Here is a 26,335-nt window from a genome sequence, read left to right on the forward strand (position 1 = left end):
GGCATCGGCGGCATCGGCAGAGTCCTCGGTGCTCGCGGCGGCCGGGACGGCGTCGACTGCACGCCCAGGCGAGGGCCACCGGCCCGTGATCTGAAGGGTGAGGAGGATCAGGGTCGGGACGATGTAGACCCACCAGCCCACGACCTGCAGGACGGTGGGCTGGAGGTTGAACTGGAACATGGCCTGGAGCAGCACGTACAGCCAGTGGAAGGGCGAGGTGCTGTCCGGCAGGTAGGAGGACAGGTTCCAGGCGTGGCTCATGATGCCCGGCAGGAGGCCCGCCTCCTGGAGGTCTCCGATGCCGTAGGCGATGATGCCGGCGGCGACGACGACGAGGAAGTAGCCGGTCACGGCGAAGAAGACGCGCAGGTTGATGCGCACCGCGCCCTGGTAGATGAGGACACCCAGCACGATGGCCAGGACGAGGCCGAGAACGACACCCACCGTCGCCTGCATGGCGGAGGTCTCGATGCTGGAGCGCACGGTGGCCCACACGAACAGGGCGGTCTCCACTCCCTCGCGCCCGACGGCAACGACGGCGATCCAGACGACGCCCCAGCCGGAGCTGCCTGCGGACAGGGACTTGGACAGCGAACCCTCCAGCTCGCCCTTGAGCTCACGGGCGTTCTTCCCCATCCAGAAGATCATCCAGGTCACCAGGCCGACGGCGACGAATGACAGGGCGCCGCCGAGGATCTCCTGGCCCTGGAAGGTGAGGGTCTTGGGGCCCCAGGTCATGATGGCGCCGGCGACCAGCGGGATCAGCGTCGCCAGCCCGACCCCCAGCCACAGCTTGGGCAAGGCGTCGCGACGACCGGATTTGACCAGGTAGGCGACGATGATGCTGACAACGAGCGCAGCCTCCAGGCCTTCCCTCAGAGCGATGAGCAGGTTGGCGAACACTCGACCTCCACGTCATGTATCAATCTCAGATCACTACGGTCGAGGTAAGCCTAGCCTTAGACGATCTCACCACCAAAGACTCACGTTTATCGCACTCATGTGGGATGAAGCCCAGTTTCGCCGGTCACACCGACCCACGTCGCTCTGGGGTACTCCGGGGGCACTCCACAGTCTCCACGGGACGTTCGCCCGGTCGGGCACGCCTGGCGGCCGACACAAGACCCTGACACCCGCACCCTTCCACCACTTCCAGCACCCGCACACCGAGACTCTCTCAAGACCGAGGATCCAGCCCTGGTAGCGCTATACTGGTAGCGACTGAATTCCTAGTAACCTTCGCCATGTTTGCGGAGTGGACTGCTCCACCGCCTAGCCGGTCTGACTGCCCGATCTCACATCGAGACCGGGCAGTTTTTTACGTCAACCTCACGATGAGCCCGAGTGTGGTATGCATCTCTCATGTCTGCTCACCACCTTCGCGTGGGGATCGACGTCGGTACCCATTCAGTCGGGCTCGCAACGCTGCGGGTTGACGACCACGGTACCCCCATCGAGCTCCTTTCAGCACTGTCACACATCCACGACTCCGGGGTCGGCAAGGAAGGGAAAAAGGATCACGATACTCGTAAGAAGCTCTCCGGCATCGCCCGCCGCGCCCGGCGCCTGCTGCATCACCGACGCACACAGCTCCAGCAACTTGACGAGGTGCTGCGCGACCTGGGCTTCCCGATCCCCACGCCAGGAGAGTTCCTCGACCTAAATGAGCAAACCGACCCGTACCGGGTGTGGAGGGTGCGTGCCCGATTGGTCGAGGAGAAACTCCCCGAGGAGCTGCGCGGCCCGGCCATCTCCATGGCAGTGCGCCACATTGCGCGGCACCGGGGGTGGCGCAACCCGTACTCGAAGGTTGAATCGCTGTTGTCACCCGCAGAGGAATCCCCGTTCATGAAGGCATTGCGTGAGCGCATCTTGGCGACCACGGGCGAGGTTCTTGACGACGGCATCACCCCCGGGCAGGCGATGGCCCAGGTGGCGCTAACCCACAACATCAGCATGCGTGGCCCGGAGGGTATTCTCGGCAAGCTGCATCAGAGCGACAACGCCAATGAGATCCGGAAGATCTGCGCCCGACAGGGCGTCTCTCCCGATGTCTGCAAGCAGCTACTGCGAGCCGTTTTCAAGGCGGATTCTCCACGTGGCTCAGCCGTCTCCCGTGTGGCTCCCGACCCGCTTCCCGGTCAGGGCTCCTTCCGGCGCGCGCCGAAGTGCGATCCGGAGTTCCAGCGCTTCCGGATCATCTCCATCGTCGCCAATCTCCGCATCAGCGAGACCAAAGGAGAGAATCGGCCGCTGACAGCGGACGAGCGCCGCCACGTGGTCACCTTCCTCACGGAGGACTCGCAAGCCGACCTGACCTGGGTTGACGTGGCCGAGAAACTAGGCGTGCATCGCAGGGACCTACGAGGAACCGCTGTACTCACAGACGACGGCGAACGATCTGCGGCAAGGCCGCCCATCGACGCCACAGACCGCATCATGCGCCAGACCAAGATCAGTTCACTAAAGACCTGGTGGGAGGAGGCTGACAGCGAGCAGCGGGGCGCCATGATTCGTTACCTCTACGAAGACCCTACCGACTCGGAGTGCGCCGAGATCATTGCCGAGCTGCCGGAGGAGGACCAGGCTAAGCTCGACTCCCTCCACCTTCCAGCCGGCCGCGCGGCGTACTCGCGGGAGTCATTGACGGCTCTCAGTGACCACATGCTTGCGACGACTGACGATCTGCACGAGGCACGTAAGCGGCTCTTCGGCGTCGATGACTCATGGGCTCCTCCAGCTGAAGCTATAAATGCTCCGGTTGGCAATCCGTCCGTCGACCGGACTCTCAAAATCGTCGGACGGTACCTCTCTGCGGTCGAAAGTATGTGGGGTACACCTGAGGTCATTCACGTGGAGCATGTTCGTGACGGGTTCACCAGCGAGCGCATGGCAGACGAGCGAGATAAGGCGAACAGGCGTCGCTACAACGACAACCAGGAAGCGATGGAGAAGATTCAACGCGACTACGGCAAGGAGGGATACATAAGCCGAGGTGACATCGTGCGCTTGGACGCCTTAGAGTTACAAGGATGCACCTGCTTGTACTGTGGGACGACAATCGGTTACCACACATGCCAGCTTGACCACATCGTTCCTCAGGCTGGCCCAGGATCGAACAATCGCCGCGGGAATCTTGTGGCTGTCTGCGAGCGCTGCAACCGTTCGAAGTCTAACACCCCATTCGCAGTGTGGGCACAGAAGTGCGGGATCCCTCACGTCGGAGTGAAGGAAGCTATTGGTCGAGTGCGAGGCTGGCGCAAACAGACTCCTAACACATCATCCGAAGACCTGACACGCCTTAAGAAGGAGGTCATCGCTCGTCTTCGGCGCACCCAGGAGGATCCGGAGATCGATGAGCGCAGCATGGAGTCTGTGGCTTGGATGGCCAATGAGCTGCACCATCGCATTGCGGCCGCCTATCCCGAGACCACTGTCATGGTCTACCGAGGCTCTATCACCGCAGCAGCTCGCAAGGCGGCCGGCATCGACTCCCGCATCAACCTGATCGGAGAGAAAGGACGCAAGGATCGAATCGACCGCCGACACCACGCTGTGGACGCGAGTGTTGTGGCACTCATGGAGGCAAGTGTTGCCAAGACCTTGGCAGAACGATCAAGTCTTCGCGGGGAACAGCGACTCACTGGCAAGGAGCAGACCTGGAAGCAGTACACGGGCTCGACCGTGGGGGCGCGAGAGCACTTCGAGATGTGGCGGGGCCACATGCTTCATCTCACCGAGTTGTTCAACGAGCGCCTGGCAGAAGATAAAGTGTACGTCACCCAAAACATTCGCCTTCGACTATCTGACGGCAACGCACATACTGTTAATCCGTCAAAATTAGTCTCCCACCGCCTCGGCGACGGATTGACGGTGCAGCAGATCGACCGCGCCTGCACTCCCGCACTGTGGTGCGCACTCACTCGGGAGAAGGACTTCGACGAGAAGAACGGTCTTCCCGCACGGGAGGACCGCGCGATCAGAGTTCACGGTCACGAAATTAAGTCTTCCGACTACATTCAAGTATTTTCCAAACGAAAGAAGACAGATAGCGATCGAGACGAGACCCCCTTTGGGGCTATCGCCGTGCGCGGCGGATTCGTTGAAATCGGGCCATCAATTCATCACGCCCGCATCTACCGTGTCGAGGGCAAGAAGCCCGTCTACGCGATGCTCCGCGTCTTCACTCATGACCTGCTCAGTCAGCGGCACGGGGATCTCTTCTCTGCAGTCATCCCACCCCAGTCGATCAGCATGAGGTGCGCTGAGCCGAAGCTTCGGAAGGCCATCACCACAGGCAATGCCACCTATCTGGGATGGGTCGTGGTGGGTGACGAACTGGAGATCAACGTTGACTCCTTCACAAAGTACGCCATTGGGCGTTTCCTTGAAGACTTTCCCAACACCACACGCTGGCGCATATGTGGTTACGACACCAACAGTAAGCTGACATTGAAACCAATAGTCCTTGCCGCGGAAGGATTAGAGAATCCAAGTAGCGCCGTGAATGAAATCGTTGAACTCAAAGGATGGCGAGTCGCCATTAACGTACTGACCAAAGTACATCCTACTGTTGTTCGGCGCGACGCCCTAGGGCGCCCTCGGTATTCCAGCAGATCTAATCTCCCAACCTCCTGGACTATCGAGTGAGGATGGCCGATGGACTCAGCCTGGCGCATCATTGACTGTTCGTCGCTGGAGGGGCGCATCACCGCGGATCGCGGAGCAATCTGCATCCACCAGGATGACGGCGGTGAGCATCGGGTCCCGACAGCCGATGTGGCGGTGATCCTCATGGGCCCCCACGTGAGCTTCTCGACGGCTGTCATGCATCGCCTGCTGGACGCGGATGTCGTCGTGCTGTTCTGCGACTGGCGGGGCGTCCCAGAGGGCGCCGCCTATCCGTGGCACGAGCATGGTCGCGTGGGTGCTCGGCAGTTGGCGCAGTCGCAGCTCTCCGAGCCTCGGAGGAAGAACGCGTGGGGGCGCCTGGTGAGGGCGAAGGTGCTGGGGCAGGCGACTGTCCTGCTTCAGCAGGATCGTCCTGCGGCATCCCGGCTCAAGGAGATGGCTCGTTCGGTGCGCTCGGGCGACCCGGAGAATGTTGAGGCTCATGCCGCTCGCCTGTACTGGTCCCGTCTGTTCGCCTCCGAGGGTGATTTTCTCCGGCGCCCCGAGGCGGAGGACCACCGCAACAGCTGCTTGAACTACGGCTATGCGGTCCTGCGCGCTCATGGGATCCGAGCGGTGGTGAGCGCTGGGCTCAGCCCGACGCTCGGCCTGTTCCACCATGGGCGCGGCAATATGTTCAACCTGGTGGATGACATCATCGAGCCCTTCCGCCCTGCGGTGGATGATGCTGTGCTGCGTCTGGATCCTGATGCGAGTCCCGCTGAGCGGCAGGTGAAGCAGGTTCTGGTTGCTGCGGTTCAACAGCCGTTCCGTGACGACGGCTCTACGCTCCCAACCGTCTTGGAGGAGCTGGCTCAACACTTGGGTCAGTACTGTGAAGGGGACCGAGCCCGCTTGGATGTCCCATCTTGGACCGGACCTAGGCGTGAGTCCTGATGGCGGATGATCCAGTGTGGTGCGTGGTCATGTTCGATCTGCCGGTTGCGACGAAGGAGCAGCGCAAGGAGGCGACTCGTTTCCGGCACCTTCTCCTGGATGAGGGTTTCTGGATGCTCCAGTACAGCGTCTACGTCCGTTACTCCCCAACCGTGGCCGGCGAGCCTCGCAGGGTGGGCTCGATCAAGAGTAGCCTGCCGCGCGGAGGTGAGGTGAGGATGCTGTATGTCACCGACCGCGAGTGGTCGCGCACGCTCTGTTTCCGCAACGAAGAGCCCGTTGAGCCTGAGTCAGAGCCCCAACAGCTCATGATCTTCTGACCTCTGACGAGGTGTTTACGCTGGTCAGACCCCCTTGACAGACGTTTCTGAAGTCTATCAAGGGGTCTGGTGACTGAATCCCAGCGTCTGGTCGTTGACTACAACCTTGACGCGAAGTCTATCAAGGGGTCTGGTGACTGAATCCCAGCCCTGACGGCACACTCCGATGACTGGACGGAAGTCTATCAAGGGGTCTGGTGACTGAATCCCAGCTGGTCTTGCCCGCACCGGCCGGGCCGACGAAGTCTATCAAGGGGTCTGGTGACTGAATCCCAGCTCCTGGCGTTCTTTCAGGAGCTTCTTGTGAAGTCTATCAAGGGGTCTGGTGACTGAATCCCAGCCACTGGCTGACTCCTACATCGGCGCTCCGAAGTCTATCAAGGGGTCTGGTGACTGAATCCCAGCGTCCTGGGCAGCGTGGTCGCCGCTATGGGAAGTCTATCAAGGGGTCTGGTGACTGAATCCCAGCTGATTTCCCAGGGTGCGTCGTCGTAGCCGAAGTCTATCAAGGGGTCTGGTGACTGAATCCCAGCGACTACCTGCTGGTCGCCGGCAAGGTGTGAAGTCTATCAAGGGGTCTGGTGACTGAATCCCAGCGGCGAGGTGACATGTGCTCAGGGCGGCGGGGGCTCCGGCGTCGTCGGGCAGGGCCAGTGCCCGGCCGACGACGCCGCGGCGCTCCTCGGTCTGGCGAGCATGCGCTCCTGGATGGCGCCGGAGGGGACGGTGGGGCGGGTCAGGTCGTTCAGGTGGCGCGTGAGTCCATCGTGGCCCAGCCACCCGCGCCGCGGGAGCCACCACCCCATCGAGGACTTACTTTCGGCACCAGGACTGCGTTCTCCCCCAGAAGACGGCGGGGAGACCCCAGTAGCCTGGAGGACAACGCAGTGCTCGATCGGAAAGTAGGTCCTCGATGGCGACGCAGGCGAAGACAACACGACGGGCAGCGCGCCAGCGGAGAAGAACTCCGCCTGCACTCCGCCCCAGGGAAGGTGGGTGGGGGCGAGGGCGCACGGTCCATGTCGCCTCAGTCTCGCCCCCACCCGCGAGTCAGCCGTTCGTGCAGCCTCAGCTCGTCGAGTCCTCGCTCTCGCCAGTACCCGCCGCGTCATCCGAGCTTCCGACGGCATCGCTACCGCCGACGGCGTCACCGGTCCGCCCCGTGGCCACGGAGCCCTCGCCGGTCGCCCCGGCGCCGACCTCCACCTCGGCCCGCGCGTCGGCCTCCTCCTTGAGCCGGGTGTTGACCTTCTCGACGTCGAGCCGCATGAGCAGGAAGAGGATGAGCGCGTTGGCCGCGAGCGGCAACCACACGTACATGACGTAGATCATCTGGATGGCGGACTCCGGCTGGACCTTGAGGTTCCCGTCGTACCCGGCGGCGGCCAGCAGCCACCCGGAGATGGCCGCGCCGAGCCCGCCACCCACCTTCACACCGAGCGAGGTGCAGGAGAACATGAGCCCGTCGATGCGCTTGCCCGTGCGCAGCCAGGTGTTCTCCGAGGCCTCGGCGATGAGGGCGTTGAGCGTGCCCTGCAGCGAGCTCATACCCAGAGCCGCGACCCCGGAGAAGAACAGCATGAGCGCAAGGCTGTCCATGTAAGCGGCCACGAGTACCCCGAGCCGCCCCAGAGTCGCGATGACATAGCCAATGATGTTGATCCGGTACATGCCGCCGAAGCGACTCACCACCAACGGCGTGATGAGGAGCCCGATCATGAGGGGAACATTGATGGACCAGGCGAAGGTCTTCAGCAGGTCCGCATCGCCCAGCACGTACTTCATGAAGTAGATGCCCATGTTGAGCATCGCCGTGAAGATCTGGGTGAGCAGGAAGACGATGAGAATAATGAGGTAGTACTTGTTGGATACGAGCATCTTGGCCGACTCACCCACCGAGAGCTTGTCCTCCTCGGGCTCCTCCTCAAGCTCCTCGGGCGGCAGCTCCTTGACCGAGAACACTGAGAGCGTGTTGACCGCCAGGCCGAGCAGCGCGTAGATGATCGCCATCGTCCGCCAACCGCTCGCGCCGCCACCGAACATGGCCACACCACCCACCGTGGCGCTCTGGATGAGCAGGTTCGTCCCGAAGGCGAACACGAAACGGATGGAGCCCATCTGCACGCGCTCAGCCCCGTTGCGGGTGATGAGCGCGGTGAGAGAGGAGTAGGCGATGTTGTTGGCCGTGAAGAAGACGGCATTGAGCAGCGTGTAGGCGATGAAGAACCAGGCGTACTTAGCAATGTTCCCCAGACTCGTGGGGATCGCGAAGATCGCGATGATCAGGATGGCACAGCCCACGAACCCCCACAGCATCCACGGGCGAGCTTTACCCATCCGGGTGTTGGTGCGGTCCAGCAGCGTCCCGAAGATGAGGTCGGAGAATCCGTCGAAGATGCGGGAGACCATCAGAAGCGTGGCGACGACGCCCGCATCCAGCCCGACGGTGTCCGTCAGGTAGATCATGACGAAGGAGGTCAGCAGGACGTAAACGACGTTGCCGGCGACGTCGCCCGACCCGTAGCCCACCTTGTTGTACCACCTCAGGTACTTCCTCTCACTGGCCGCCTCCAGGCCGCTTCCTGCGGTGGGGGCGCCGACCGTCTTTGCGGCGGAGTCGCTGCTCATGGCTTCACCTCGTTGTGAGTGCTGGCGTGGGTGATGAGGGGGTTGAGCAGGAGATGGAGCTCCATCCCCAACTCCTGGCTGTCGACCTGGTAGCGGGGCCGCAGGGCGGGCCCGCAGCTGTTGGATCCGATACCGGCCATGGCGGCGTCGAGGCATAGGACCGTGCTGCCCGACGGCGTCAGCTCGGTGTTGCGGCGGCGCGCAGCCAGTTCCTCCTGCGTGTATCGGGAGGCGTTGAAGGAGAAGGGGGTCGGCCCGACAGCGGCCAGGCTCAGCCCGCCTCCGGAGAGGACGACCTTGTTGCAGTCGGCGTGGCTGCCGTTCTCCTGGGGCCTGATGTAGTCCTCGTGGAGGTCGACGACGTCGGCACTGAAGGCCCCGTGGTAGCTGGCGCGGTGCTTGTCGATGTAGCTCTCCTGCGGGCCCAGGCCGTAGTAGTCGACCTGGTTCATGGACTCGGGCAGGAAGAGGCGCAGTCCCAGGCGCGGCAGGCTGGGGAAGCCCAGTGTCCGGCGCAGTCGCAGGCTCAGGCTCAGGACGCCGTCGTCGGCGAGGGTCCAGATGAGCCGTCCGTGCAGGGCCGGCTGGACCGAGGGCGCCACGAGGCCCACGTCGGCGCTGATGGTGACCCGCCCGGGCTCCTCGTCGACGTCGACGCCGTAGGCGCGGGCCACGGCCTGGTGGTAGTGGGCGCGCTCCCACTCCAGGCGCGCGTGGCGGTCGTTGTCGGTGGGCGCCCGCCAGATGTTGAGCTCCACCGGGCGCTGAAGGAGCTCGCGGCCCTCCGAGGACAGGGACACGGGCAGGCCGGTGCACGTGTCGATGGCGCAGCTGAGACGGTCACTGTCGACCTCGATCCGGGTGCCCTCCCGCCTGACCGGCAGGCGGGTCTCGCCGATGGGGCGGTTGGCGAGCGCGGCGACCCACCGGTGGCGCCTGTCGGCGTTACGCAGGGCGATCTCGTCGAAGCCCAGGACGTGGCCGGCGGCCAGCAGCGAGTCGGGTCGGGCGAGCCGGTAGGTGACCAGCAGGTGGCAGCGGCCGGTGGGTGGAACCTTCGGTTCGCAGCGCAGCATGACGCTCGTGTGCGGCGGGACGGGCTCGACCAGGTCGAGGTCCTCGCGGTCCACGACGACGCCGTCGCAGCGCACCTCGTAGGAGATGCGCAGGTACTGGGACAGGTCGGTGTGGTCGAGGTCGTTGTGGATGGTGAGCAGGCCCTCCTCCTGGTCGTACTCGATGACGCGGGCGGGGCGCTGGACGTTCTTGAGCTCGGCGAGTCCCGGGTGGGGGACGCGGTCGGGCGAGACGAGCCCGTCGACGCAGAAGTTGCCGTCATGGACGGCCTCGTCGTGGTCGCCTCCGTAGAGGTGGACCGGCCGGCCGTCATCACTGGTCCCGGCGGTGACCGCGTGGTCGCACCACTCCCACACGAAGCCGCCGCACATGCGCTCGTCGGCCCGGATGATCTCCCAGTAGTCCTCGAGGTCGCCGGGGCCGTTGCCCATGGCATGGCAGTACTCCACGAGGATGAAGGGCTTGTCGGGGTCGGAGTCCAGGTAGTCGCGGATCTCCTCGATGGCCGGGTACATGCGGCTGTACAGGTCGATGCAGGAGTAGTCGTAGCGGCGCTTGGAGTCGCGGTAGTAGGAGCTCTCATAGTGGGTCAGCCGCGTGGGATCGAAGTCCTTGACCCAGAAGAGCGCCGCCTCGAGGGTGCAGCCGTAGGAGCACTCGTTGCCCGCGGACCAGGAGATGATGCTGGGGCGGTTCTTCTCGCGGTGGACGCACAGCCTCATGCGGTCGACGGTGGCCTCGGTCCACTCGGGATTATCGGCGATGGGCTCGTTCCAGTGCTCGACCTGGTTGTCCCAGGAGGGGTCGGCCAGGAACCGGCTCTGGGTGCCGTGGCTCTCGTTGTCGGCCTCGGACATGACGTAGAAGCCGTGCTCGTCGCACAGCTGGTAGAAGCGCGGATCGTTGGGATAGTGGGAGCTGCGCACCGCGTTGATGTTGTGCTCCTTCATCAGGCGCAGGTCCCACAGCATGTGCTCCAGGTCGACGACGGGGCCGGTGGCGGGATCGGAGTCGTGCCGGTTGACACCGCGCAGGGTGATGGGCCGGCCGTTGAGGCGGACGACGGCGTCACTCACCTCGACCTCGCGGATGCCCACCCGGTCGGTGATGACCTCGTCGGGCGTGGTGATGACCAGGGTGTAGAGGTAGGGGTCCTCGGCGCTCCACAGGTGAGGGGCCTCCACGGTGAGCCGGGCGCGGTGGGTGTAGCCGTCGTCGCCGGCGAAAGGCTCCAGCTCACCGGCGGCCACCACGGCGCCGTCGTGGTCGATGAGCTCGACGGAGGTGGGGACGGGCCCGCCCCGGTAGGCGCCCTGGATCCTGACCAGGGCGGTGGCCGGGCCGGCGTCGAGACCGGTGCCGGAGATCGGGCCCAGCGAGGTGGTGGCGACGTAGTCGAACAGGACGTCGGCCGGGCGGCTCAGGAGGTAGACGTCGCGGAAGATGCCGCTGGTGCGGAACTTGTCCTGGTCCTCCAGGTAGGTGCCGTCGCACCACTTGAGCACTAGGACGGCCAGGCGGTTGGCGCCGGGGCGCAGGAGCTCGGTGACGTCGAACTCCGCGGAGGCGTGGGAGACCTGGCTGTAGCCGACGTAGGTGCCGTTGAGCCACACGTAGAAGCAGGAGTCCACGCCCTCGAAGGTCAGGTAGGTGCTGGGGGCGGCGGGGTCCGGGGTGTAGTCGAAGTCGCGGATGTAGGCGCCGCAGGGGTTGTCCTGAGGCACGTAAGGCGGGTCGAAGGGGATGGGGTAGCGGACGTTGGTGTACTGGTGGTGGTCGTAGCCCAGGTGCTGCCAGGTGCTGGGCACCTGAATCATGGTGAAGCCCTCCGGAACGGCGGCGGGGCCCTCCTCGCGGTGCTCATCGTCGGTCTCGGGGGCCTTCTCCTCCCAGAAGGGCTCGGTGAGCTCGTGGATGCTGGGCAGGTAGCGGAAGGCCCACTGGCCGCTGAGCAGGTGGAAGCGATCGGAGTCCTCCCGCCTCCAGGGGCTGGTAGCGATGGGGCGGGATGCGGGCACGTAGTAGGAGCGGGGCGGCAGCGTGTGTTCATGGAGGACGTCGAGGTCCTCGAAGTGTCTCGGAACGATCATTGTTCGGCTCCCCAGGGGGTTGACGGGAACAGAGGACGCGCAGCAGTGCAACGCCTGCTTGTTGACGTCAACATAGTAGATGAGATCTGCTCCAGTGAGGCAGATCTACCCACAAGATTCTGGCCCCACCGACCTCAAAGGCGGATCGATATGGTAACGTCATCACATCGTCAGGATGCGGTTACCCCTGACAATCCTGATAACCTCGCGTCATGCTAGGGCAGAGCCGGGGCGCGCAGGGAGCGCCGTCGATGAGCGACGTGGCCCGCTTGGCCGGCGTCTCGGCTCAAACGGTGTCGCGCGTGGCGGCGGGCTCGGAGCACGTCCGGCCCGATACCCGCGAGCGGGTCCTGCGCGCGATGAACCAGCTCGGCTACTCCCCCAACCGCGCAGCTCAGGCCCTACGCCGCGGCTCCTTCAAGACGATCGGCGTACTGACCCAGCAGATCCAGCGCACCGGGGAGGCCCTGACCACCGCGGGCGTGCTGGAGGCCGCCACCGCCGCCGACTACGCCGTCAACCTCGTCCAGGTGGAGCACCCCGCCTCCAACGACCTGCGCGAGGCCGTCTACCGGCTCTCCCACCAGGCCATCGATGGGCTTGTCGTCGTGCAGGCAGGGCGGGCCGGACGCGAGCAGCTGGTACTGCCCCCCTCGATGCCGGTGGCGGTCTCGGACTCCACGCTCGTGGACTACTACCCCTCGGCCAGCGCCGACCAGGTCGGCGGGGTGCGCGACGCCGTCGGACACCTTCTGGAGCTGGGGCACCGCACCGTCCACCACGTGTGTGGGCCCGAGGACTCCCAGTCCAGCCTCATCCGCAGAGCCACCTGGGCCAGGACCCTGCGGGAGGCGGGACGGGAGGTTCCCGAGCCGGTACCCGGCGACTGGGAGGCCGCAGCGGGCTATGAGGCCGGCCTGCGCCTGGCCGCGGACCCGGAGGTGACGGCCGTCTTCTGCGCCAACGACGAGCTGGCTCTGGGCCTCATCCGGGCCATGCACGAGCAGGGAAGGCGCGTGCCCAGCGACGTCTCAGTCGTCGGCTTCGACGGACTGGCGGTGGGCGAGTACAGCTTCCCGCCTCTGACCACGGTGCGTCAGGACTTCAAACGGCACGGCCACGAGATGGTGGACCTGGTGCTGGAGCAGGCGGCCTCCGGGCCCCTGGACGGCAGCCGCAGCATCATCATCCCCACCGAGTTCCTCGTGCGCGGCTCAACCGCCCCGCCGGCCGCCTGAGCGCGGCCCTACCTCCCCAACAAACGCCCGAGCGCCGCCCGGCTTCCTTGTCTCCTGACTTCTGACGCATGTGACTGTTCTGGCTTCTCAGGCGGGAGTTCGGGGGCGGGGCAGTTGTTCTGGAGGCGACGGCGGGCCGGGGGAAGCGGCCTGTCGGGTCGCTGGTGTCCATGGTGCTGACATCAACCCCGTACAGGCGCCGCACCCCGAAGAGGAACCGCGGAATTCCAACGATCCTCAAGGAGTCCTTCGACGGCAGGCTCGTTGATGTCAGCGCTGTGGACACTGGGCGGCCTGCGGGATCAACTCCACCGAACCTTGGCGGCGATGCCGGGCTCCCCCACCTCGGGGCCGGGCCTTTTCATCCCAGGGCCGGGGCCTCACCTTCCACGGCCTGCCCCTGCCGACTCCTGCCCTGGGGCCAGGCGACGTCGGCCCAACCCGGCCCGCAGCCCACCCTCGTCTCAGCCGGCCTGCGGCAGGAGTATGGAGGCGCCCAGGGCGAAGGGGTAGCCGGGTTTGAGGATGCACTGGACAACCGGCTGCGCCATCTCCAGGACGCTGTCGGCGTCGAGGCCCTCCTCGCCGTTGGGACCGGCCTCGGCCACGAGGTCGGAGTAGGGGATGGTGAGATCGAGCAGGGCCATGCCGTCCTGGTGGGTGGCGGAGTCCCAGGCGCCGCCCTCCATCTCCTGCAGAGTCCCCAGATGGAAGCTCATGATGCCGTGGTCGTCGACCTTCGCGGGCACGGACAGGATGTGGTGCGGCTCGGGGTCGCGCGGCGCACGCAGGGTGAACAGGATGATGCCGCCGTCGCGGGCGGCGCGAAGCATGACGCGGCCGATGTGGATGCCGAAGCCGACGATGTCGAAGACCCCCTCCATGGCCTCCCCGTAGCTCAGCGGCGCCTCCAGGGGGATGGGGGCGCCCTCACCGGGGTCGTTGATGGCGCGGCGGCCCGACGGCGTGGCCGCCTTGAGCAGCAGGAGGCGGCCGGAATCAGTGAGGACGCCGGTCTCGACGCGCTCCTGCCAACCGGCCGGGGCCTGGGCGGGGCCGGGCTCGGACTCCACCAGCCCCATGCCCAGGACGGTGGACAGGTCGGTGCCGTCGGCGGGCCGGTGCCAGGTGATGGTGGCGTCGTCGTGCCAGATGGGGAGGACCCCGTTGAAGGGAATGCCGAAGCGCACGTGCTCGCGGGCGCCGTCGACGGGCCGGGACCTGTCGACATGACTGACATGGCTGGTGTGCCGGCCGGACCGACCGGCCGGCCCTGCGCTGCCGGCGCCATTGTCCTGCGGTCCTGCCAGGTACTCGCTCATGAGCCCAGCCTAACTGCCGCCCGGTCGCCCTGCGCACTCGCGCGGCCGGCGAGACGCTCCTCCTTGCGGGCGCGCTCCCACTCGTGGACCTGGCGGCCCGAGAGCGCCAGCAGGGCCAGGACCTGGAGCGCACTGGTGACGACCAGACCAAGAGTCGCCTGCCGGACCCCGAGACTGGAGACCTGAGCCATGTCAGTGACAATGCCCAGGACGAGGGTCGCCATGAGGGCGATGCGGCCGCGCGGGTGCCCGCGCCAGGCCGCCACCCCGAGGGCTGCGGTCAGGAGCGTCAGGCCGGCGGACACCGTGGCGATGACGGCGACGACGGCGGTGACCACCGCCGGGTCCTCCTCGGGGATCGGGGCGGCCTCCAGCACCTGGGTGATGTCGATGTGGGCGACGCGCAGGATCTCAGCCGCGAGCATGAGCCCGATGAGCGCCAGGGCGATGACGAGCTGGCTGGGGCGGCGCCGTCGGGCCTCGAGGTCGGCCAGGCGGGCCTGCTGCAGGGAGAGCCCGGCGTCGGAGCCGGGGACCACCTCATTGAGGTCGAGCACGTGGAGGGCGCCGTCGGTGACCACCCGGTCCCCTCCCCCGTTCTTGTCGTGGTAGGAGGTGAAGAAGTCCGGCCAGATCTCCAGCTCGGCGGCCTCGCTGGCCCAGCGGACGTCGTCGACGACGTAGTTGCGCTCAATGTCGATGTCGGCGTCGATCTTGTGGGTGACCTGGAGGGTGAGGACGCTCAGGCCGACGGCGCGGTCGTAGGTGGCGGCGGCCAGCCAGTCCACGTGCCCGCCGCCGGGCAGCGACCAGCCGGGCGGGCAGTACCAGAAGCGGATGTGGTGGCGCTGGGCGGGGTTGCCTTCGACCTCCTTCTGGTAGGCGAAGCTCTGCTTGCGCCCGAAGAGCATGAGGTTGGAGACGGGGGCGGCCGGGTAGGAGCGGCGCAGCAGCGAGGAGATGACGATCCTCCAGGAGGTGCGCAGGGTGATGGGGTCGGCGCGCACCCAGCCGGCCGCGACCATCGCCTCGTGAATGTCCTCCTCGTCGCCCTTGACGGCGAGGTTGACCGGGTCGCCCAGGAGCCCGTCGGGGGTGCGGGTGCGGCCGATGAAGTAGTCGGGCACGTAGAGCCAGGTGAGGACCTGGTGGAGGCGCGGCAGGGCGAGGTAGGACAGGACCGCCCAGAACAGCAGCGAGTTGACCACGAGCGCCGCATCGAGGTGCCAGCCTGAGCCGATGAGCAGCCAGGCCAGCCACAGCGTGGCGACGGCGGCGATGGCGAAGAAGACGGCGTCGAGGACGTCATCGATGCTCCAGGAGCGGGCGTCGACCTCCGACATCTTGGACGGGCCGTCCCGGTAGACGGGCGGCGCCGTCGGGCGGGGGCGAGTCACCTCGGATGACGTCATGGCAGCACGCTACCGAAGATGAGGGGCGCCGGAGGCCGGCTGAACCGCCGCATGCCACTGCCTCACGCGCTGCCGCGTCCTTCGGACCCGTGGGAACGGAGGACGCGGCAGCCGGGGAACGACGTCGGCGGGGATCTCAAGGCCGCCGAGGGAACAGTGTCATCAGATCTACTTCAGCACGAGGTCCTGGGTGTCGGAGTAGGCCGGGTACTGCTTGCCGGACTGGATGCCCTTTCCGGCCTCGCGGTTGTATACGATGCTGGTGGTGCCCTCGGAGAAGGGCTTCAGTGCGCTCGACTCCGACACAGCGGCGAAGGCGAGCCAGCCCTCAACCTTCGTGGAGCCGGAGTCCTCGGAGTCGAAGGGCTCGAGACCGTCATCCTTCAGGTCGTCGGCCACCAGCGCTCCGTACTCGTCCGCCTTGCTAGTGGATTTCGTTTTGTCCTGGAGTGAGGTGGAGTCTGAGAGTGTGCTGCTGTAAGCGATGTCTCCACTGAATTCGAGCGTGCAGTGAAGCAGGTAGACGGTGTCTGACTCGTGGGTCTTCTTGTACTTCGGTGCGGCGTAGTCCTCGACCACCTTGTCGCAGGTCTGCGTGAGACCGATTTCCTCATCCTTGAAGGTCACCGGCTTGATGTTCTGAATTGTGGAGCCGGACTTGGTGGTCTCGCCGCCCTTGCTCTTGGAGTCCTTGGCATCCTTGGAGTCCTCGGAGGGGGTGGTGTCCGAGGCGTCCGAGTCAGTCTCGGCGGAGCTGGTCGCGGAGGCGCCACCGGGTGAGGGCTGAGCGATGTCCTGCTCATCGCAGGCGGACAGTCCAACAGCCATGGCGAGGGCGGCGGCGACGGAGAGAACTTTGACGGAGGAGCGCATGGGAGTTCCTTTCTGGCGCGCTGGGAACAGCGAAAGTGTGCGCCGCACGCGCCATCTCCACCATGGGGAGCCCGTCCGGGGGAGCGCTCCCCGTCTCCGCCCGGATGCGCTCAGAAGTCCCAGTCCTCGTCCTGGGTGGCCTCGGCCGTTCCCATGACGTAGGAGGAGCCCGAGCCGGAGAAGAAGTCGTGGTTCTCGTCGGCGTTGGGGGACAGGGAGGCGAGGATCGCCGGGTTGACGTCGACGGCGTCGGCCGGGAAGAGCGCCTCGTAGCCCAGGTTCATGAGGGCCTTGTTGGCGTTGTAGCGCAGGAACTTCTTGACGTCCTCGGTCAGGCCGAGCTCGTCGTAGAGGTCCTCGGTGTACTGCTCCTCGTTGTCGTAGAGCTCCATGAGCAGGTCGAAGGTGTAGTCCTTGAGCTCTTGCTGACGCTCGGGCGAGGACTCACGCACGGCGAGCTGGTACTTGTAGCCGATGTAGTAGCCGTGGACGGCCTCGTCGCGGATGATGAGGCGGATGAGGTCGGCGGTGTTGGTCAGCTTGGCGTGGCTGGACCAGTACATGGGGGCGTAGAAGCCGGAGTAGAAGAGGAAGGACTCCAGCATGGTGGAGGCGACCTTGCGCTTCTCGGGGTCGTCGCCGCGGTAGTAGTCCAGAATGATGCGGGCCTTGCGCTGGAGGTTCTCGTTCTCCTCGCTCCAGCGGAAGGCCTCGTCGATCTCCGCCGTCGAGATGAGGGTGGAGAAGATCGAGGAGTAGGAGCGGGCGTGGACCGACTCCATGAAGGCGATGTTGGTGAGCACCGCCTCCTCGTGGGGGGTGCGGGCGTCCGGGATGAGGGAGACCGCCCCGACCGTGCCCTGGATCGTGTCCAGGAGGGTCAGCCCGGTGAAGACCCGGGTGGTCATGTTCTTCTCGGCCTCGTTGAGGGTGGCCCAGGACTGCACGTCATTGGACAGCGGCACCTTCTCGGGCAGCCAGAAGTTGCCGGTGAGGCGGTCCCAGACCTCGAGGTCCTTGTCATCGGCCAGGCGGTTCCAGTTGATGGCCTGGACACGGTCGACCAGCTTGATGGGCTCGTGCATCGGTTTCCTCCCGGGGTTGGCTGCGCTGGCCTCATGCTACCGACGAGACCGCCGACCGGCAGTGACGCCCGACCGGTTGGCGACTGTGGTACCCGCCGCGCTCCTGCCGTCGGGGGCTTCCGGACGGGAGGACGACCAGAGACGTTATTGACTCACATAATGTGAGTGACTAACTTTTTTTGCATGAGCCCACGCGCCTCCACCGCCGACCTGCTTCGGCGCACCGCACTGCGGATGTTCACCGAGCAGGGGTTCGACGCCGTCCCGGTCACCGCGATCGCCAAGGCCGCCGGGGTCTCTCACATGACCTTCTTCCGCCACTTCCCCACCAAGGAGGCCGTGGTGGTGAGCGACCTGTTCAATCCACTCATCGCCGAGGCGGTGCGCGCTCAGCCGCAGCGGTGGCGGCCACTGACCCGAGCCGTGCGGGGCCTCGTTGCGGCGATGAGTCAGGAGTCGGCGCGCAAGGAGATGTCCTCCCAAGAGTTCCATGAACGCATTCGGCTGGCAGCCCTCACCCCGTCGCTGGCGGCCGCCGTGCGAACCGCGGGTCAGGAGACCGAGCGCGCCATCGCCGCGGCACTTGCCGCTCCCGGGGTGGACGACGCGGCGGCGCGGGCCGCGGCCGGAGCCGTCATGGGAGCGGCGAGCAGCCTCCTGCTCGCCTGGGCCGGCGAGAGCAATGCAGCCGACACCGGGGCGGCCGATGCGGCAGCAACCCTCAGTCGGGGTCTTCTCAGCCTGCTGGGGGAAGCATGAGCGGTACAGCACCAGCGGCCCTGGAGGTTGCGGGCGTCCACGTCACCCTGCGGGGGAAGCCTGTTCTGCGCGACCTCAGCCTCTCACTCGCCGACGGCGAGTGTCGCGCCATCGTGGGTCTCAACGGCGCCGGGAAGACCACGGCCCTGCGCATCATCCTGGGCATGCTGCGTCCCGACGCCGGCAGGGTTCTTCTGCACGGCCGCGACATCGCCTCCTCCCCCAGGGATGTCTGGCGGCGGGTGGGCCATCTGGTGGAGAGGCCCTTCTCCTACCCCGAGCTCACGGCTCGGCAGAACATCGAGGCGTCCATCCGGCTCCACGGCGCCGATCCTGAGCGCACCGAGCGGGCAGTGCAACGGATGAGTGAGGCGCTGGCGCTGACCGGTTGGCTCAATGCGCCCGCACGCCGCCTGTCACTGGGTACGCGCCAGAAAGTGGGGCTCATCGGCGCCCTGGCGCATGAACCGGACGTCGTCGTCCTCGATGAGCCGACCAATGGGCTCGATCCGCTGGCGGTCGTCGGATTCAGGGATCTTCTGCGGGAGGTGACCGGGCGCGGCGGAACGGTGCTGGTGACCGGGCACCACTTCGATGAGCTCACGCGCATCGCGGACCGTGTCGATGTCCTGCACCGAGGGCGGATCATCGACACGATCGTGCCTGAGGAACCCGGCCGCCCCGGAGGCACCGACCTTGAGAGAGTCTTCTTCGACGCCGTCCTGGCGGCGGACCTGGCCGCAGACAGCACTGTCCTGGAGTCAGGGGCGGGGCCGGACGCCCGCACGGAGGCGAATCGCGAACGGACGGAGGTCTCCTAATGGCCATGGATCGCAGCACCGTCGGAGTCGGGGTCGTGATCGGTCTCGAGGCCCACAAGCTGGCTCGGGGCACGGTCGTGCGCGTAGCGACGGCGGCCGCCCTCGTTCTGGTCATGGCGACCACGGTCGGCGGGTACGCCGCCGCGATGCACGCCGGAGATACTGATCTGGGTCGAAAGGCCGCCTCAATGGTGACCTCGCCCGGCTGGGACGGCTACACGGCCCTGGGGGCGACGAGTGTGAGCGTAACAATGCTCCTGGCCGTGGGCGTGGTGATGTCATGGAGTACGGGGCGGGAGTTCATCGACGGCACCGTCGTCGGCCTGTTCGCGATTCCACCTCCCTTGGCCATCATCGCGGCGGCGAAGATGGCGGTGGTTCTGACCTGGGCGACCATCCTGGGAGCTGTTGAAGCAGGAGCGCTCACAACGGCAGGGCTGCTGCTCGGCCTGGGCCCGAAGGGAGCCGCCGGGTGCTGCACGACACTGATGCTCGTTGCCGCCCTGCTGGGCGCAAGCGTGCTGCCGGTCATGTGGGCGGCGACGCGGTGGCGCGGCTACCTGGCCGGTATCGGGCTCACGCTGGTGATCCTCGTCGTCGCCAATCTTGCCGCAGGGTTCGGGCTCGGTTCCTACGTCCCGTGGTCCATCCCGATCGTGTGGGCCTCGCACCAGACGGAGGTCAGCACGCCGTTGCTGGTGACACCGGTGATGACCGCCGCGATCGGCGCCTGGGTCACCCTCCGATCCTGGGACCGGCTCCAGCTGGGCGCCGACTGACCGCAATTCCCTTGGAACAACTGTTATGACGAGGAGGCAGCCGCCTGCTGGGCGGCGGCGAGGATGGGCGCGCCCTGCTCGGGCGGGTCGCCCTTGCCGACCACGGCACCGGACTTCATACCGAAGGTAACGCTCTTGGATTCGTAGTCGTCATTGATCTGCGTGCCCAGTTCGACCCTCTCAAGGGTCTGGTTGCCGAGGACCGTCGCCAGAACAGCAGCGGCGGACGAAACATCCACACCATCCTCATACTTCCCCAGTCCATTGACGACCAAACCGGGCCGATGATTGACGACATCAGCCGCATCCAGGCGCACGAACGCCCCGTCAGATCGCTTATCCGATGGAACAGCATCCAACACTTTCTTGAGCGGCACAGAAGTGAGATCGACACCACTGGAGTGCGTGATGACGCAATACAATGAGTTGACCCTGACATCCTGCTCGGTCTCCAGTGAACCAACGCTCGCGATCGGAGACGTCTTCGGCAGGATGAAGTCATCCGGAAGGGCCTGTACTTCATTATAGCGAAGCGTGATTCTCTCCTCAGTGAGCCCCACACTCTCAATTTCAGAAGAGACCACCTTCATGGCTGTCGACACCGCCTTCTCGGGATCATTCATCGGCAGGTTGCAGGACATCGACGTCGTCCCCTGAACCCACCTGACTTCAATACCCACCTCGTCACTATCAACCAGTTCCACTACTTCATTGCGAGCATCGCGAACGATCGCAAGGACTGAGTCCTGCGCAGGATCATCCTTGAGATTCACAGTCACAGACCAGCGATCATCGGACATGAGGTTCGGGCTGACATACATCTCAACAGATGTCACGCCATCAAGCCCGGAAAGATACTTGCGCACCTTCCTCTTCTTCTTGCTGCGCGCAACAGCGAACGGTGAGCATCCACCCACAGTGAAGGCCAGAGACGCGACACCCAGTGCCAACACCTCTCGACGTCGAATACTCATCGATCTCACTCCCCTTTCCATGTTGATATCTGGCATACGTGACCACGGCAGGGACGCCTTCGGGGCCGCCCCTCATCAGGATGGAGAGGCAGCCGCCTGCTGGGCGGCTGCGAGGATGGGCGCGCCCTGCTCGGGCGGGTCGCCTTGGCCGACCACGGCACCGGACTTCATGTCGAAGACGACCGCCGTGGGCTGATTGCCGCCTTCCACCGCGGTACTCAGCTCCACCCGCTGGAGCACCTGGTTGCCGAGGACCGTGGCCAGAACCGCAGCGGCGGACTGAACATCCACGTCCTGCCCGTACTGCCCCAATCCCCTCACTGTCAGACGGGTCTGATGGCGATCCTCATCCTCCGCCTCCAGGCTCACGACCGCCCCGTATCGCTTGTCGGAGGGAATGGCTTCCAGCGCACGCTTGATCGGCACGGACGTGACGTCCTTGCCCTTGGCGTGAGAGACGAAGCAGTACGACCGCCCAATCAGAATGCTCTGCTCGATCTCGAACGAGTCGAGGCTCAGCGCCGGGGAGGTGGGCGACAGGATGAAATGATCCGGGAGAGTCTCAGCAGTCCGGTACCCGAAGGATATTCTCTTTTCGGCGACCTGCACTCGCTCCATGCCGGGCGATACCGCCTCCACCGTAGCGGAGGCCGCCTTGTCAGCATCCTTCATCGGCAGGTTGCAGAACACGGAGGTCTCACCCTGATCCCAGGAGACATGCATATTCACCTCGCCAACTCCGGCCAGGTTCCGCACCTTGGTGTAGGCGTCACGCACAACCGTCGCCACTGATTCAGCAGACGGGTTGTCCTTGAGCACCACATCCACCATCCAACGGTCTGACGCTAAGAACTCCGCGCGCACATCCACCTGCGCAGATACGACCGCGTCAAGCCCGGAGAGGTACTGACGCACCTTCCGCTTCCTCCTATTGCGCGCAAAAACGCCGGGCGAGCACCCCGCTACTCCGAACGCGACAGAGGAGACGCCCAGCAGCAGTACCTCACGACGTCGAACACTCATCAGACGTCACTCCGCCGCGTCAAGAAATCCCGACAGCCTCTCCTGCCACAGGCACGTACCCGATTCATATCATCACCATCGCTAAGAGGCGGAATTCCGTGCTGCCTCGAGTATCTTCTCACCCTCGACGGATGGGAATCCGTCATCAAAGTCACCCGCTTCCATCTGGAAGCGCACGCCTTCCGTTCCAGCAGTCCTTCGGTCCGACACGGTCGAGAGATAAAGCGACTGAAGTGCCTGTCAGAATCATGCGCCTCGGGAGGGCTGCCCCGTCCACCAGCCTCATCACAGCCGGACCGATTCACCTGGGCGCGCCAGGAAGAGCGCGGTGAACAGGAACCGGATGATGCTGCGTCGACGATGAGCCATGGCGCCACCTTAGGGCCTCGCTCCGGCACCCGGGATGGGCATCATTCCCCTCTCCGGCTTGCTCGGCTGCTGGAGCGCAAGACGCCCCGGGCCCACCTGAGTTCTGCACTCAGGTGGGCCCGGGGACCTATCCCTATGAGAGGCGGGGACTGGCAGCCGACGTCAGGCGCGGCGGCGGCTCACCAGCAGAGCCCCTCCCATCACGGCGACCAAGGCGATACCCAGCGGCAGACCAATCCTGACACCGGTACTGGCCAGCGGACCCCCCGCAGGGCTACTGGGAGCCCCGGGAGCCGGGGTCGGTGCCGCCGAGTTGGTGGGCGTGACCTGCGGAGTCGCGTCGGACGACGACGGGTCACTCGCAGAGACAGACGCACTCGCGCTTGCGCTCGGTTCACCAGTCGGCTGCTCAGCAGCCGCGTCGGCGCTGGGCTTGGCGTTCGGCTCTGCGCTTGCGTCGGCGGTCGGCTCAGCAGCCGGGTCCGCACTCGGGGTAGCAGTCGCGTCCGCAGTCGGCTCAGCAGTCGGCTTCACGCTGGCGTCAGCGCTGGGCTTGACGTTCGGATCCGCACTGGCGTCGGCGGTCGGCTCAGCAGCCGGGTCCGCACTCGGAGCAGTAGTCGCGTCCGCAGTCGGCTCAGCAGTCGGCTTCACGCTGGCGTCAGCGCTGGGCTTGGCGTTCGGATCCGCACTGGCGTCAGCGCTGGGCTTGGCGTTCGGCTCTGCGCTTGCGTCGGCGGTCGGCTCAGCAGCCGGGTCCGCACTCGGGGTAGCAGTCGCGTCCGCAGTCGGCTCAGCAGTCGGCTTCACGCTCGCGTCAGCGATCGGCTCCGGCGTCGGCACCTCAAGAGCGGTGTAGGTGCCGGCGAAGTTCATGGCCAGCATCTTCTCGCCAATAATCACCTTCTGAGATGCGGGGGCCTTGAGGGTGTATCCATCGACCTGTGCCGTGTTCACGTCCTGCTCAATGGTGCACTCAGTACCCACGGGCAGCTCCGGACCGTTGACCGCCGTGCCATTGGCCTTGGCCTTGAGGGTGCCTTCCTGGCCGTTGTCGCAGGTGTAGGTGAAGGTGAACTCCTTGTCGCCCACGGGAGCACCCGTGGCGGTGTTGGTCACCGAGAACGAGCCCTTGGCCTTCGTGTAGGTGTTGGTCATCTTCACCTCGGCCGTCTCATCCTTGACGATGGTGACGGTCTGCGGCTCCGGGGCGGTCAGCGTGTACCCGGCCCGGAAGGCGGAGTCGGTGATCTCGGTGACGGTGCAGGTCGAGCCCGCCTGGACCTCCTCGGAGTGCTCCGAGGTCTTCCCGCCCTTCACCATCAGGAAGCCCGTGGTGTTGTCAGTGCAGCTGTAGGTGAACAGGAAGGTGGAGTTGCTGAAGTCGCCTTCGCCGGCCAGGGCCTTCGTGATCGTGAAGTCACCGTGATCCACGGGCACGGCGTCAGCGGAGTTGCTCAGTGTCACGGGCGTGAGCTCCTGGTCCGCGATGGTCGCGGTGCTGGCGCTCTGACCGTTCACCGTGAAGGCCGGCTTGCCCCAGACGACACCTTCGGGAGTAGCCGAGGCATTCGTGGGGTCCTCGTTGAATGTGAGGACCGTTCCAACGGGGAAGATGTCCTTGAACACGGTCTTGGCACCGATGCCGAGGGTCATCTCGAGGTCACCACCAGTACCCTCCTGGTTGAGGGTGCCCGGGGCCTTCCAGTCCGGGTAGGCGCTGGCCTTCGCACCGCCGGGCAGGTCGTAGTGGACACTGACCTTGAAGGTGGTGTCCGCCGGCACCTTGCCGGTCTGCGTTCCGGTGAGGAGCTTGGTGATCTCGAATCCACCGAATCCGGGCTTCATCTCGACGTTGATGGAGAAGGACGAGGCGTAGTGCACCGCGTAGGAGCCCCGCAAGCTGGTTCCCAGCGCGGTGGCGTCGTTCTTGTACCGCACACCGGGCTGCACCTTGCCGTTGCCGGTCTCAGGGGTCGACTCGTAGCGGACGATGTAGTTGCTACGCGGCACGAAGGGACCGGTCACCTTGATGAAGGCGACGTCGCCGTTGAAGGTGACATCGAGGTCGAAGTCGCCCGCGCTGGTGTTCTGGTCCGTTCCGGCAGCGTCCGTGAGCTGAACGGAACTGGCGTTCTTGCCCTCAGCGGTGCCGGTCTCCAGCCTCCACTTCGCCTTGTCGGCAACGTACTTCTGTCCGGGGCCGAGCTCGTCGGTGAACATGATGGTCGAGCGGGTCTTGCCGTCCACGGTCAGGGACTGGCCGTTCTCCTCGAGCGCCGCCTTGATCTGGTCGGGGCCGAAGATCAGCTGCCAAGCCACCTTGTCGGAGTCGGCGGTCAGGTCGCTGGCCCACTTGGTGACCTTCTCCGGCTTGTAGGGGCCTTCGACGTAAGCGCCGATCTTGCCACCGGGAACGGCCACGGGAGTGTCCACACCGTTGGCCTTGATCGGCAGCTTGGGGAGGTCGGTGGCCCCGTTAGCCACCATGAGTGACGTCCCGTTTCCACGCAGGTCCTTGAAACCCTGGGCGGTCACCTTGTCGAGCTCACTGTTGAAGGTGCAGGTGATGGTGCGCTCGGACACCACGCACTCACCCACCTTCGTGTTGATGCCATCGTGGTTGAGCATCATCGACTCAGTGATCTTGTCCTTACTGCGGATCTGCTCGGGCAGTCCGATCTCGAAGGAGTCCCCACCCTTGGCGTCCGCCTTGCTGGCATCCCAGCTGAACTTCAGCTTGAGGTAGTCACCGCTCTGGACCGCGGTCTTGTTCGGGTCCTCCTCACCGTTGGCGTTGGAAGGAGTCAGTGACAGGTCGGAGACGGTGATCTTCGGGTTGATGGCGGCTCGGGCCTGCATCGGCAGGACCGTCAGCATTGCGGCGACCATCACCACAAGCAGGAGGAGAGCGCCTGATGCACGTACAGGCACCCTGAACGCTCTGGGGGCAGGGATCTGAGACACGGCAAACCTTTCGGGAGAATTCCGACACTCAATTGATGACTCGCTGAACTTAGATCCCATATTTACGGATAACAATGGCGAAAATCTCAGGTGTGCGTCACGAGTCTGTGGCCATTAGGCATCGAAATGATGACGACGATGACGACTTCGTCGCTAACCGAGCAGATGGGCGGAATGGGGGCGTCGACGGCGACCACACCGTGGACCCACCCAACGTCCGTCTCATCACCCAAGCGCCCGCCGCTGCGACAAAGTATGGCGCGCCCCCAACAACGAGCCCAGTACCCGCAATAACCACGAGTAACACGACAAGGCACCACAGACCACACAGCAAAAACCTCCTGGTGTTTACTCCACATGAGTCTCGAGGTACCGGAATTGACGAAGGCCTCCTGAAACACAAGACAAGCAGCCTCCGAGATACACCCAGCAGCCACTCCATCGGCAACGAACCGGAGCACCCGTGCGCACCAGGGAAATGGCGGTCAGAAGGAAACGGACGATGCTGCGCCGACGACGAGCTGGCGCCGCCGTAGGATCCCGCTCCGGCACACGGCACCGGGTGATCGCCCCCTCCGGCTCGCGCAGCCACCGGCTAAGCAAGACGCCCCGGGCCCACCTGAGTGCAGAACTCAGGTGGGCCCGGGGACCTATCCCGATGAGAAGCGGGGACTGGCAGCCGACGTCAGGCGCGGCGGCGGCTCACCAGCAGAGCCCCTCCCATCACGGCAACCACGGCGATACCCAGCGGCAGACCGATCCTGACACCAGTGCTGGCCAGAGGGCCTCCAGAGGGCTCCTGGGGCTTCGCCGGCTCGCTGGGTGCGGCAGGCGGAGTAACACTCGGCGAGGAGGGGTCACCAGGCGTGGCGGGGTCGCTCGGCTTCGGGGTACCGCTCGGAGCGGGAGACGGCGACTCACTGGGCACCGGCGTCGAGGACTCGTTCGGGTCCGGAGTTTCACTAGGCGTCGGAGTCTCACCAGGCGTCGGAGTCTCGCTGGGAGTCGGTGAGGGCTCCGGTGTGGGCTC

17 protein-coding genes and 1 CRISPR repeat array are annotated in these 26,335 nt (G+C 65.3%); of the genes, 7 read left to right on the plus strand and 10 right to left on the minus strand.

Annotation, left to right across the window (positions count from 1 at the left end; all coding sequences use genetic code 11):
- On the minus strand, positions 1-903 hold a 903-nt coding region (gene efeU / locus BKH28_RS12675), incomplete at its 3' end, for an iron uptake transporter permease EfeU (RefSeq protein ID WP_075419143.1).
- A gap of 459 nt (positions 904-1,362) precedes the next feature.
- Here efeU and cas9 point away from each other — a divergent pair.
- The 3 genes from cas9 to cas2 are packed head-to-tail and all read left to right on the plus strand — an operon-like array spanning position 1,363 to position 5,888.
- Complete coding sequence (gene cas9, locus BKH28_RS12680; RefSeq protein ID WP_075419144.1) at positions 1,363-4,650, plus strand: type II CRISPR RNA-guided endonuclease Cas9; 3,288 nt, start codon at positions 1,363-1,365, stop codon at positions 4,648-4,650.
- A 9-nt stretch (positions 4,651-4,659) separates the two neighbouring features.
- Complete coding sequence (gene cas1, locus BKH28_RS12685; protein ID WP_075419145.1) at positions 4,660-5,568, plus strand: type II CRISPR-associated endonuclease Cas1; 909 nt, start codon at positions 4,660-4,662, stop codon at positions 5,566-5,568.
- Positions 5,568-5,888 (plus strand): CRISPR-associated endonuclease Cas2, encoded by a 321-nt coding sequence (gene cas2, locus BKH28_RS12690; RefSeq protein WP_003783550.1) that lies wholly within the window; start codon positions 5,568-5,570, stop codon positions 5,886-5,888. Before cas1 ends, cas2 begins: the two co-directional genes overlap by 1 nt.
- 49 nt (positions 5,889-5,937) lie before the next feature.
- Positions 5,938-6,485: direct repeats of the CRISPR family, unit length 36 nt; unit sequence GAAGTCTATCAAGGGGTCTGGTGACTGAATCCCAGC.
- A gap of 471 nt (positions 6,486-6,956) precedes the next feature.
- Here the strand turns inward: cas2 and BKH28_RS12695 are convergent.
- Together BKH28_RS12695 and BKH28_RS12700 are read right to left on the minus strand one after the other, a co-directional pair.
- Entirely contained in the window at positions 6,957-8,516 is a 1,560-nt protein-coding gene (locus tag BKH28_RS12695; protein WP_075419146.1) for an MFS transporter, read from the minus strand.
- On the minus strand, positions 8,513-11,683 hold the full coding sequence (locus BKH28_RS12700) for a glycoside hydrolase family 2 TIM barrel-domain containing protein (protein WP_075419147.1): 3,171 nt from the start codon (positions 11,681-11,683) through the stop codon (positions 8,513-8,515). The genes BKH28_RS12695 and BKH28_RS12700 overlap by 4 nt, the downstream gene beginning before the upstream one ends.
- Before the next feature lie 251 nt (positions 11,684-11,934).
- On the opposite strand from BKH28_RS12700, the gene BKH28_RS12705 reads away from it, so the two are divergent.
- Positions 11,935-12,921, plus strand: coding sequence for a LacI family DNA-binding transcriptional regulator (locus tag BKH28_RS12705; RefSeq protein WP_075419148.1), 987 nt, complete (start codon positions 11,935-11,937; stop codon positions 12,919-12,921).
- 464 nt (positions 12,922-13,385) lie between these two features.
- Here BKH28_RS12705 and BKH28_RS12710 read toward each other — a convergent pair whose 3' ends face one another.
- The 4 genes from BKH28_RS12710 to nrdF form a co-directional block, all read right to left on the minus strand.
- Positions 13,386-14,243: a hypothetical protein gene (locus tag BKH28_RS12710; RefSeq protein ID WP_075419149.1), complete on the minus strand. Its 858-nt coding sequence runs from the start codon at positions 14,241-14,243 to the stop codon at positions 13,386-13,388.
- Positions 14,240-15,655, minus strand: a complete 1,416-nt coding sequence (locus tag BKH28_RS12715; protein ID WP_075419150.1) for an LssY C-terminal domain-containing protein — start codon at positions 15,653-15,655, stop codon at positions 14,240-14,242. Before BKH28_RS12715 ends, BKH28_RS12710 begins: the two co-directional genes overlap by 4 nt.
- Before the next feature lie 168 nt (positions 15,656-15,823).
- Entirely contained in the window at positions 15,824-16,528 is a 705-nt protein-coding gene (locus BKH28_RS12720; RefSeq protein ID WP_075419151.1) for a hypothetical protein, read from the minus strand.
- A gap of 110 nt (positions 16,529-16,638) precedes the next feature.
- Positions 16,639-17,613: a class 1b ribonucleoside-diphosphate reductase subunit beta gene (gene nrdF / locus BKH28_RS12725; RefSeq protein WP_075419152.1), complete on the minus strand. Its 975-nt coding sequence runs from the start codon at positions 17,611-17,613 to the stop codon at positions 16,639-16,641.
- A 183-nt stretch (positions 17,614-17,796) separates the two neighbouring features.
- Here nrdF and BKH28_RS12730 point away from each other — a divergent pair, with 183 nt between their 5' ends.
- Genes BKH28_RS12730 through BKH28_RS12740 form a run of 3 tightly spaced genes read left to right on the plus strand, consistent with a single transcriptional unit; the run spans position 17,797 to position 19,972 of the window.
- Positions 17,797-18,372: a TetR family transcriptional regulator gene (locus BKH28_RS12730; RefSeq protein WP_225792395.1), complete on the plus strand. Its 576-nt coding sequence runs from the start codon at positions 17,797-17,799 to the stop codon at positions 18,370-18,372.
- The gene (locus tag BKH28_RS12735; protein WP_075419153.1) at positions 18,369-19,193 is read left to right on the plus strand and encodes an ABC transporter ATP-binding protein; all 825 of its coding nucleotides are present in this window, start codon (positions 18,369-18,371) and stop codon (positions 19,191-19,193) included. Before BKH28_RS12730 ends, BKH28_RS12735 begins: the two co-directional genes overlap by 4 nt.
- On the plus strand, positions 19,193-19,972 hold the full coding sequence (locus tag BKH28_RS12740) for an ABC transporter permease (protein ID WP_081380144.1): 780 nt from the start codon (positions 19,193-19,195) through the stop codon (positions 19,970-19,972). Before BKH28_RS12735 ends, BKH28_RS12740 begins: the two co-directional genes overlap by 1 nt.
- Before the next feature lie 23 nt (positions 19,973-19,995).
- On the opposite strand, the gene BKH28_RS12745 is transcribed toward BKH28_RS12740, so the two are convergent.
- The 3 genes from BKH28_RS12745 to BKH28_RS12755 all read right to left on the minus strand — a co-directional run bounded on the left by BKH28_RS12745 (position 19,996) and on the right by BKH28_RS12755 (position 25,218).
- Positions 19,996-20,946: a hypothetical protein gene (locus tag BKH28_RS12745; RefSeq protein ID WP_075419154.1), complete on the minus strand. Its 951-nt coding sequence runs from the start codon at positions 20,944-20,946 to the stop codon at positions 19,996-19,998.
- Between the two features lie 75 nt (positions 20,947-21,021).
- Positions 21,022-21,861, minus strand: a complete 840-nt coding sequence (locus tag BKH28_RS12750) for a hypothetical protein (protein ID WP_081380145.1) — start codon at positions 21,859-21,861, stop codon at positions 21,022-21,024.
- Positions 21,862-22,500: 639 nt separating this feature from the next.
- The gene (locus BKH28_RS12755) at positions 22,501-25,218 is read right to left on the minus strand and encodes a DUF5979 domain-containing protein (protein WP_075419156.1); all 2,718 of its coding nucleotides are present in this window, start codon (positions 25,216-25,218) and stop codon (positions 22,501-22,503) included.
- Between the last annotated feature and the right edge of the window lie 1,117 nt (positions 25,219-26,335).

It is taken from the genome of Actinomyces oris, assembly GCF_001937665.1.
Classification (GTDB): domain Bacteria; phylum Actinomycetota; class Actinomycetes; order Actinomycetales; family Actinomycetaceae; genus Actinomyces; species Actinomyces stomatis.

Bases quoted from the DNA above. Each gene is read 5' to 3' on its own strand.
- BKH28_RS12745 (WP_075419154.1), bottom strand. From the start codon at position 20,946: ATGAGTATTCGACGTCGAGAGGTGTTGGCACTGGGTGTCGCGTCTCTG.
- BKH28_RS12730 (WP_225792395.1), top strand. From the start codon at position 17,797: ATGAGCCCACGCGCCTCCACCGCCGACCTGCTTCGGCGCACCGCACTG.
- BKH28_RS12710 (WP_075419149.1), bottom strand. From the start codon at position 14,243: ATGAGCGAGTACCTGGCAGGACCGCAGGACAATGGCGCCGGCAGCGCA.
- BKH28_RS12715 (WP_075419150.1), bottom strand. From the start codon at position 15,655: ATGACGTCATCCGAGGTGACTCGCCCCCGCCCGACGGCGCCGCCCGTC.
- BKH28_RS12735 (WP_075419153.1), top strand. From the start codon at position 18,369: ATGAGCGGTACAGCACCAGCGGCCCTGGAGGTTGCGGGCGTCCACGTC.
- BKH28_RS12720 (WP_075419151.1), bottom strand. From the start codon at position 16,528: ATGCGCTCCTCCGTCAAAGTTCTCTCCGTCGCCGCCGCCCTCGCCATG.
- cas2 (WP_003783550.1), top strand. From the start codon at position 5,568: ATGGCGGATGATCCAGTGTGGTGCGTGGTCATGTTCGATCTGCCGGTT.
- cas9 (WP_075419144.1), top strand. From the start codon at position 1,363: ATGTCTGCTCACCACCTTCGCGTGGGGATCGACGTCGGTACCCATTCA.
- BKH28_RS12755 (WP_075419156.1), bottom strand. From the start codon at position 25,218: ATGCTGACGGTCCTGCCGATGCAGGCCCGAGCCGCCATCAACCCGAAG.
- BKH28_RS12700 (WP_075419147.1), bottom strand. From the start codon at position 11,683: ATGATCGTTCCGAGACACTTCGAGGACCTCGACGTCCTCCATGAACAC.
- BKH28_RS12695 (WP_075419146.1), bottom strand. From the start codon at position 8,516: ATGAGCAGCGACTCCGCCGCAAAGACGGTCGGCGCCCCCACCGCAGGA.
- nrdF (WP_075419152.1), bottom strand. From the start codon at position 17,613: ATGCACGAGCCCATCAAGCTGGTCGACCGTGTCCAGGCCATCAACTGG.
- BKH28_RS12705 (WP_075419148.1), top strand. From the start codon at position 11,935: ATGAGCGACGTGGCCCGCTTGGCCGGCGTCTCGGCTCAAACGGTGTCG.
- BKH28_RS12740 (WP_081380144.1), top strand. From the start codon at position 19,193: ATGGCCATGGATCGCAGCACCGTCGGAGTCGGGGTCGTGATCGGTCTC.
- cas1 (WP_075419145.1), top strand. From the start codon at position 4,660: ATGGACTCAGCCTGGCGCATCATTGACTGTTCGTCGCTGGAGGGGCGC.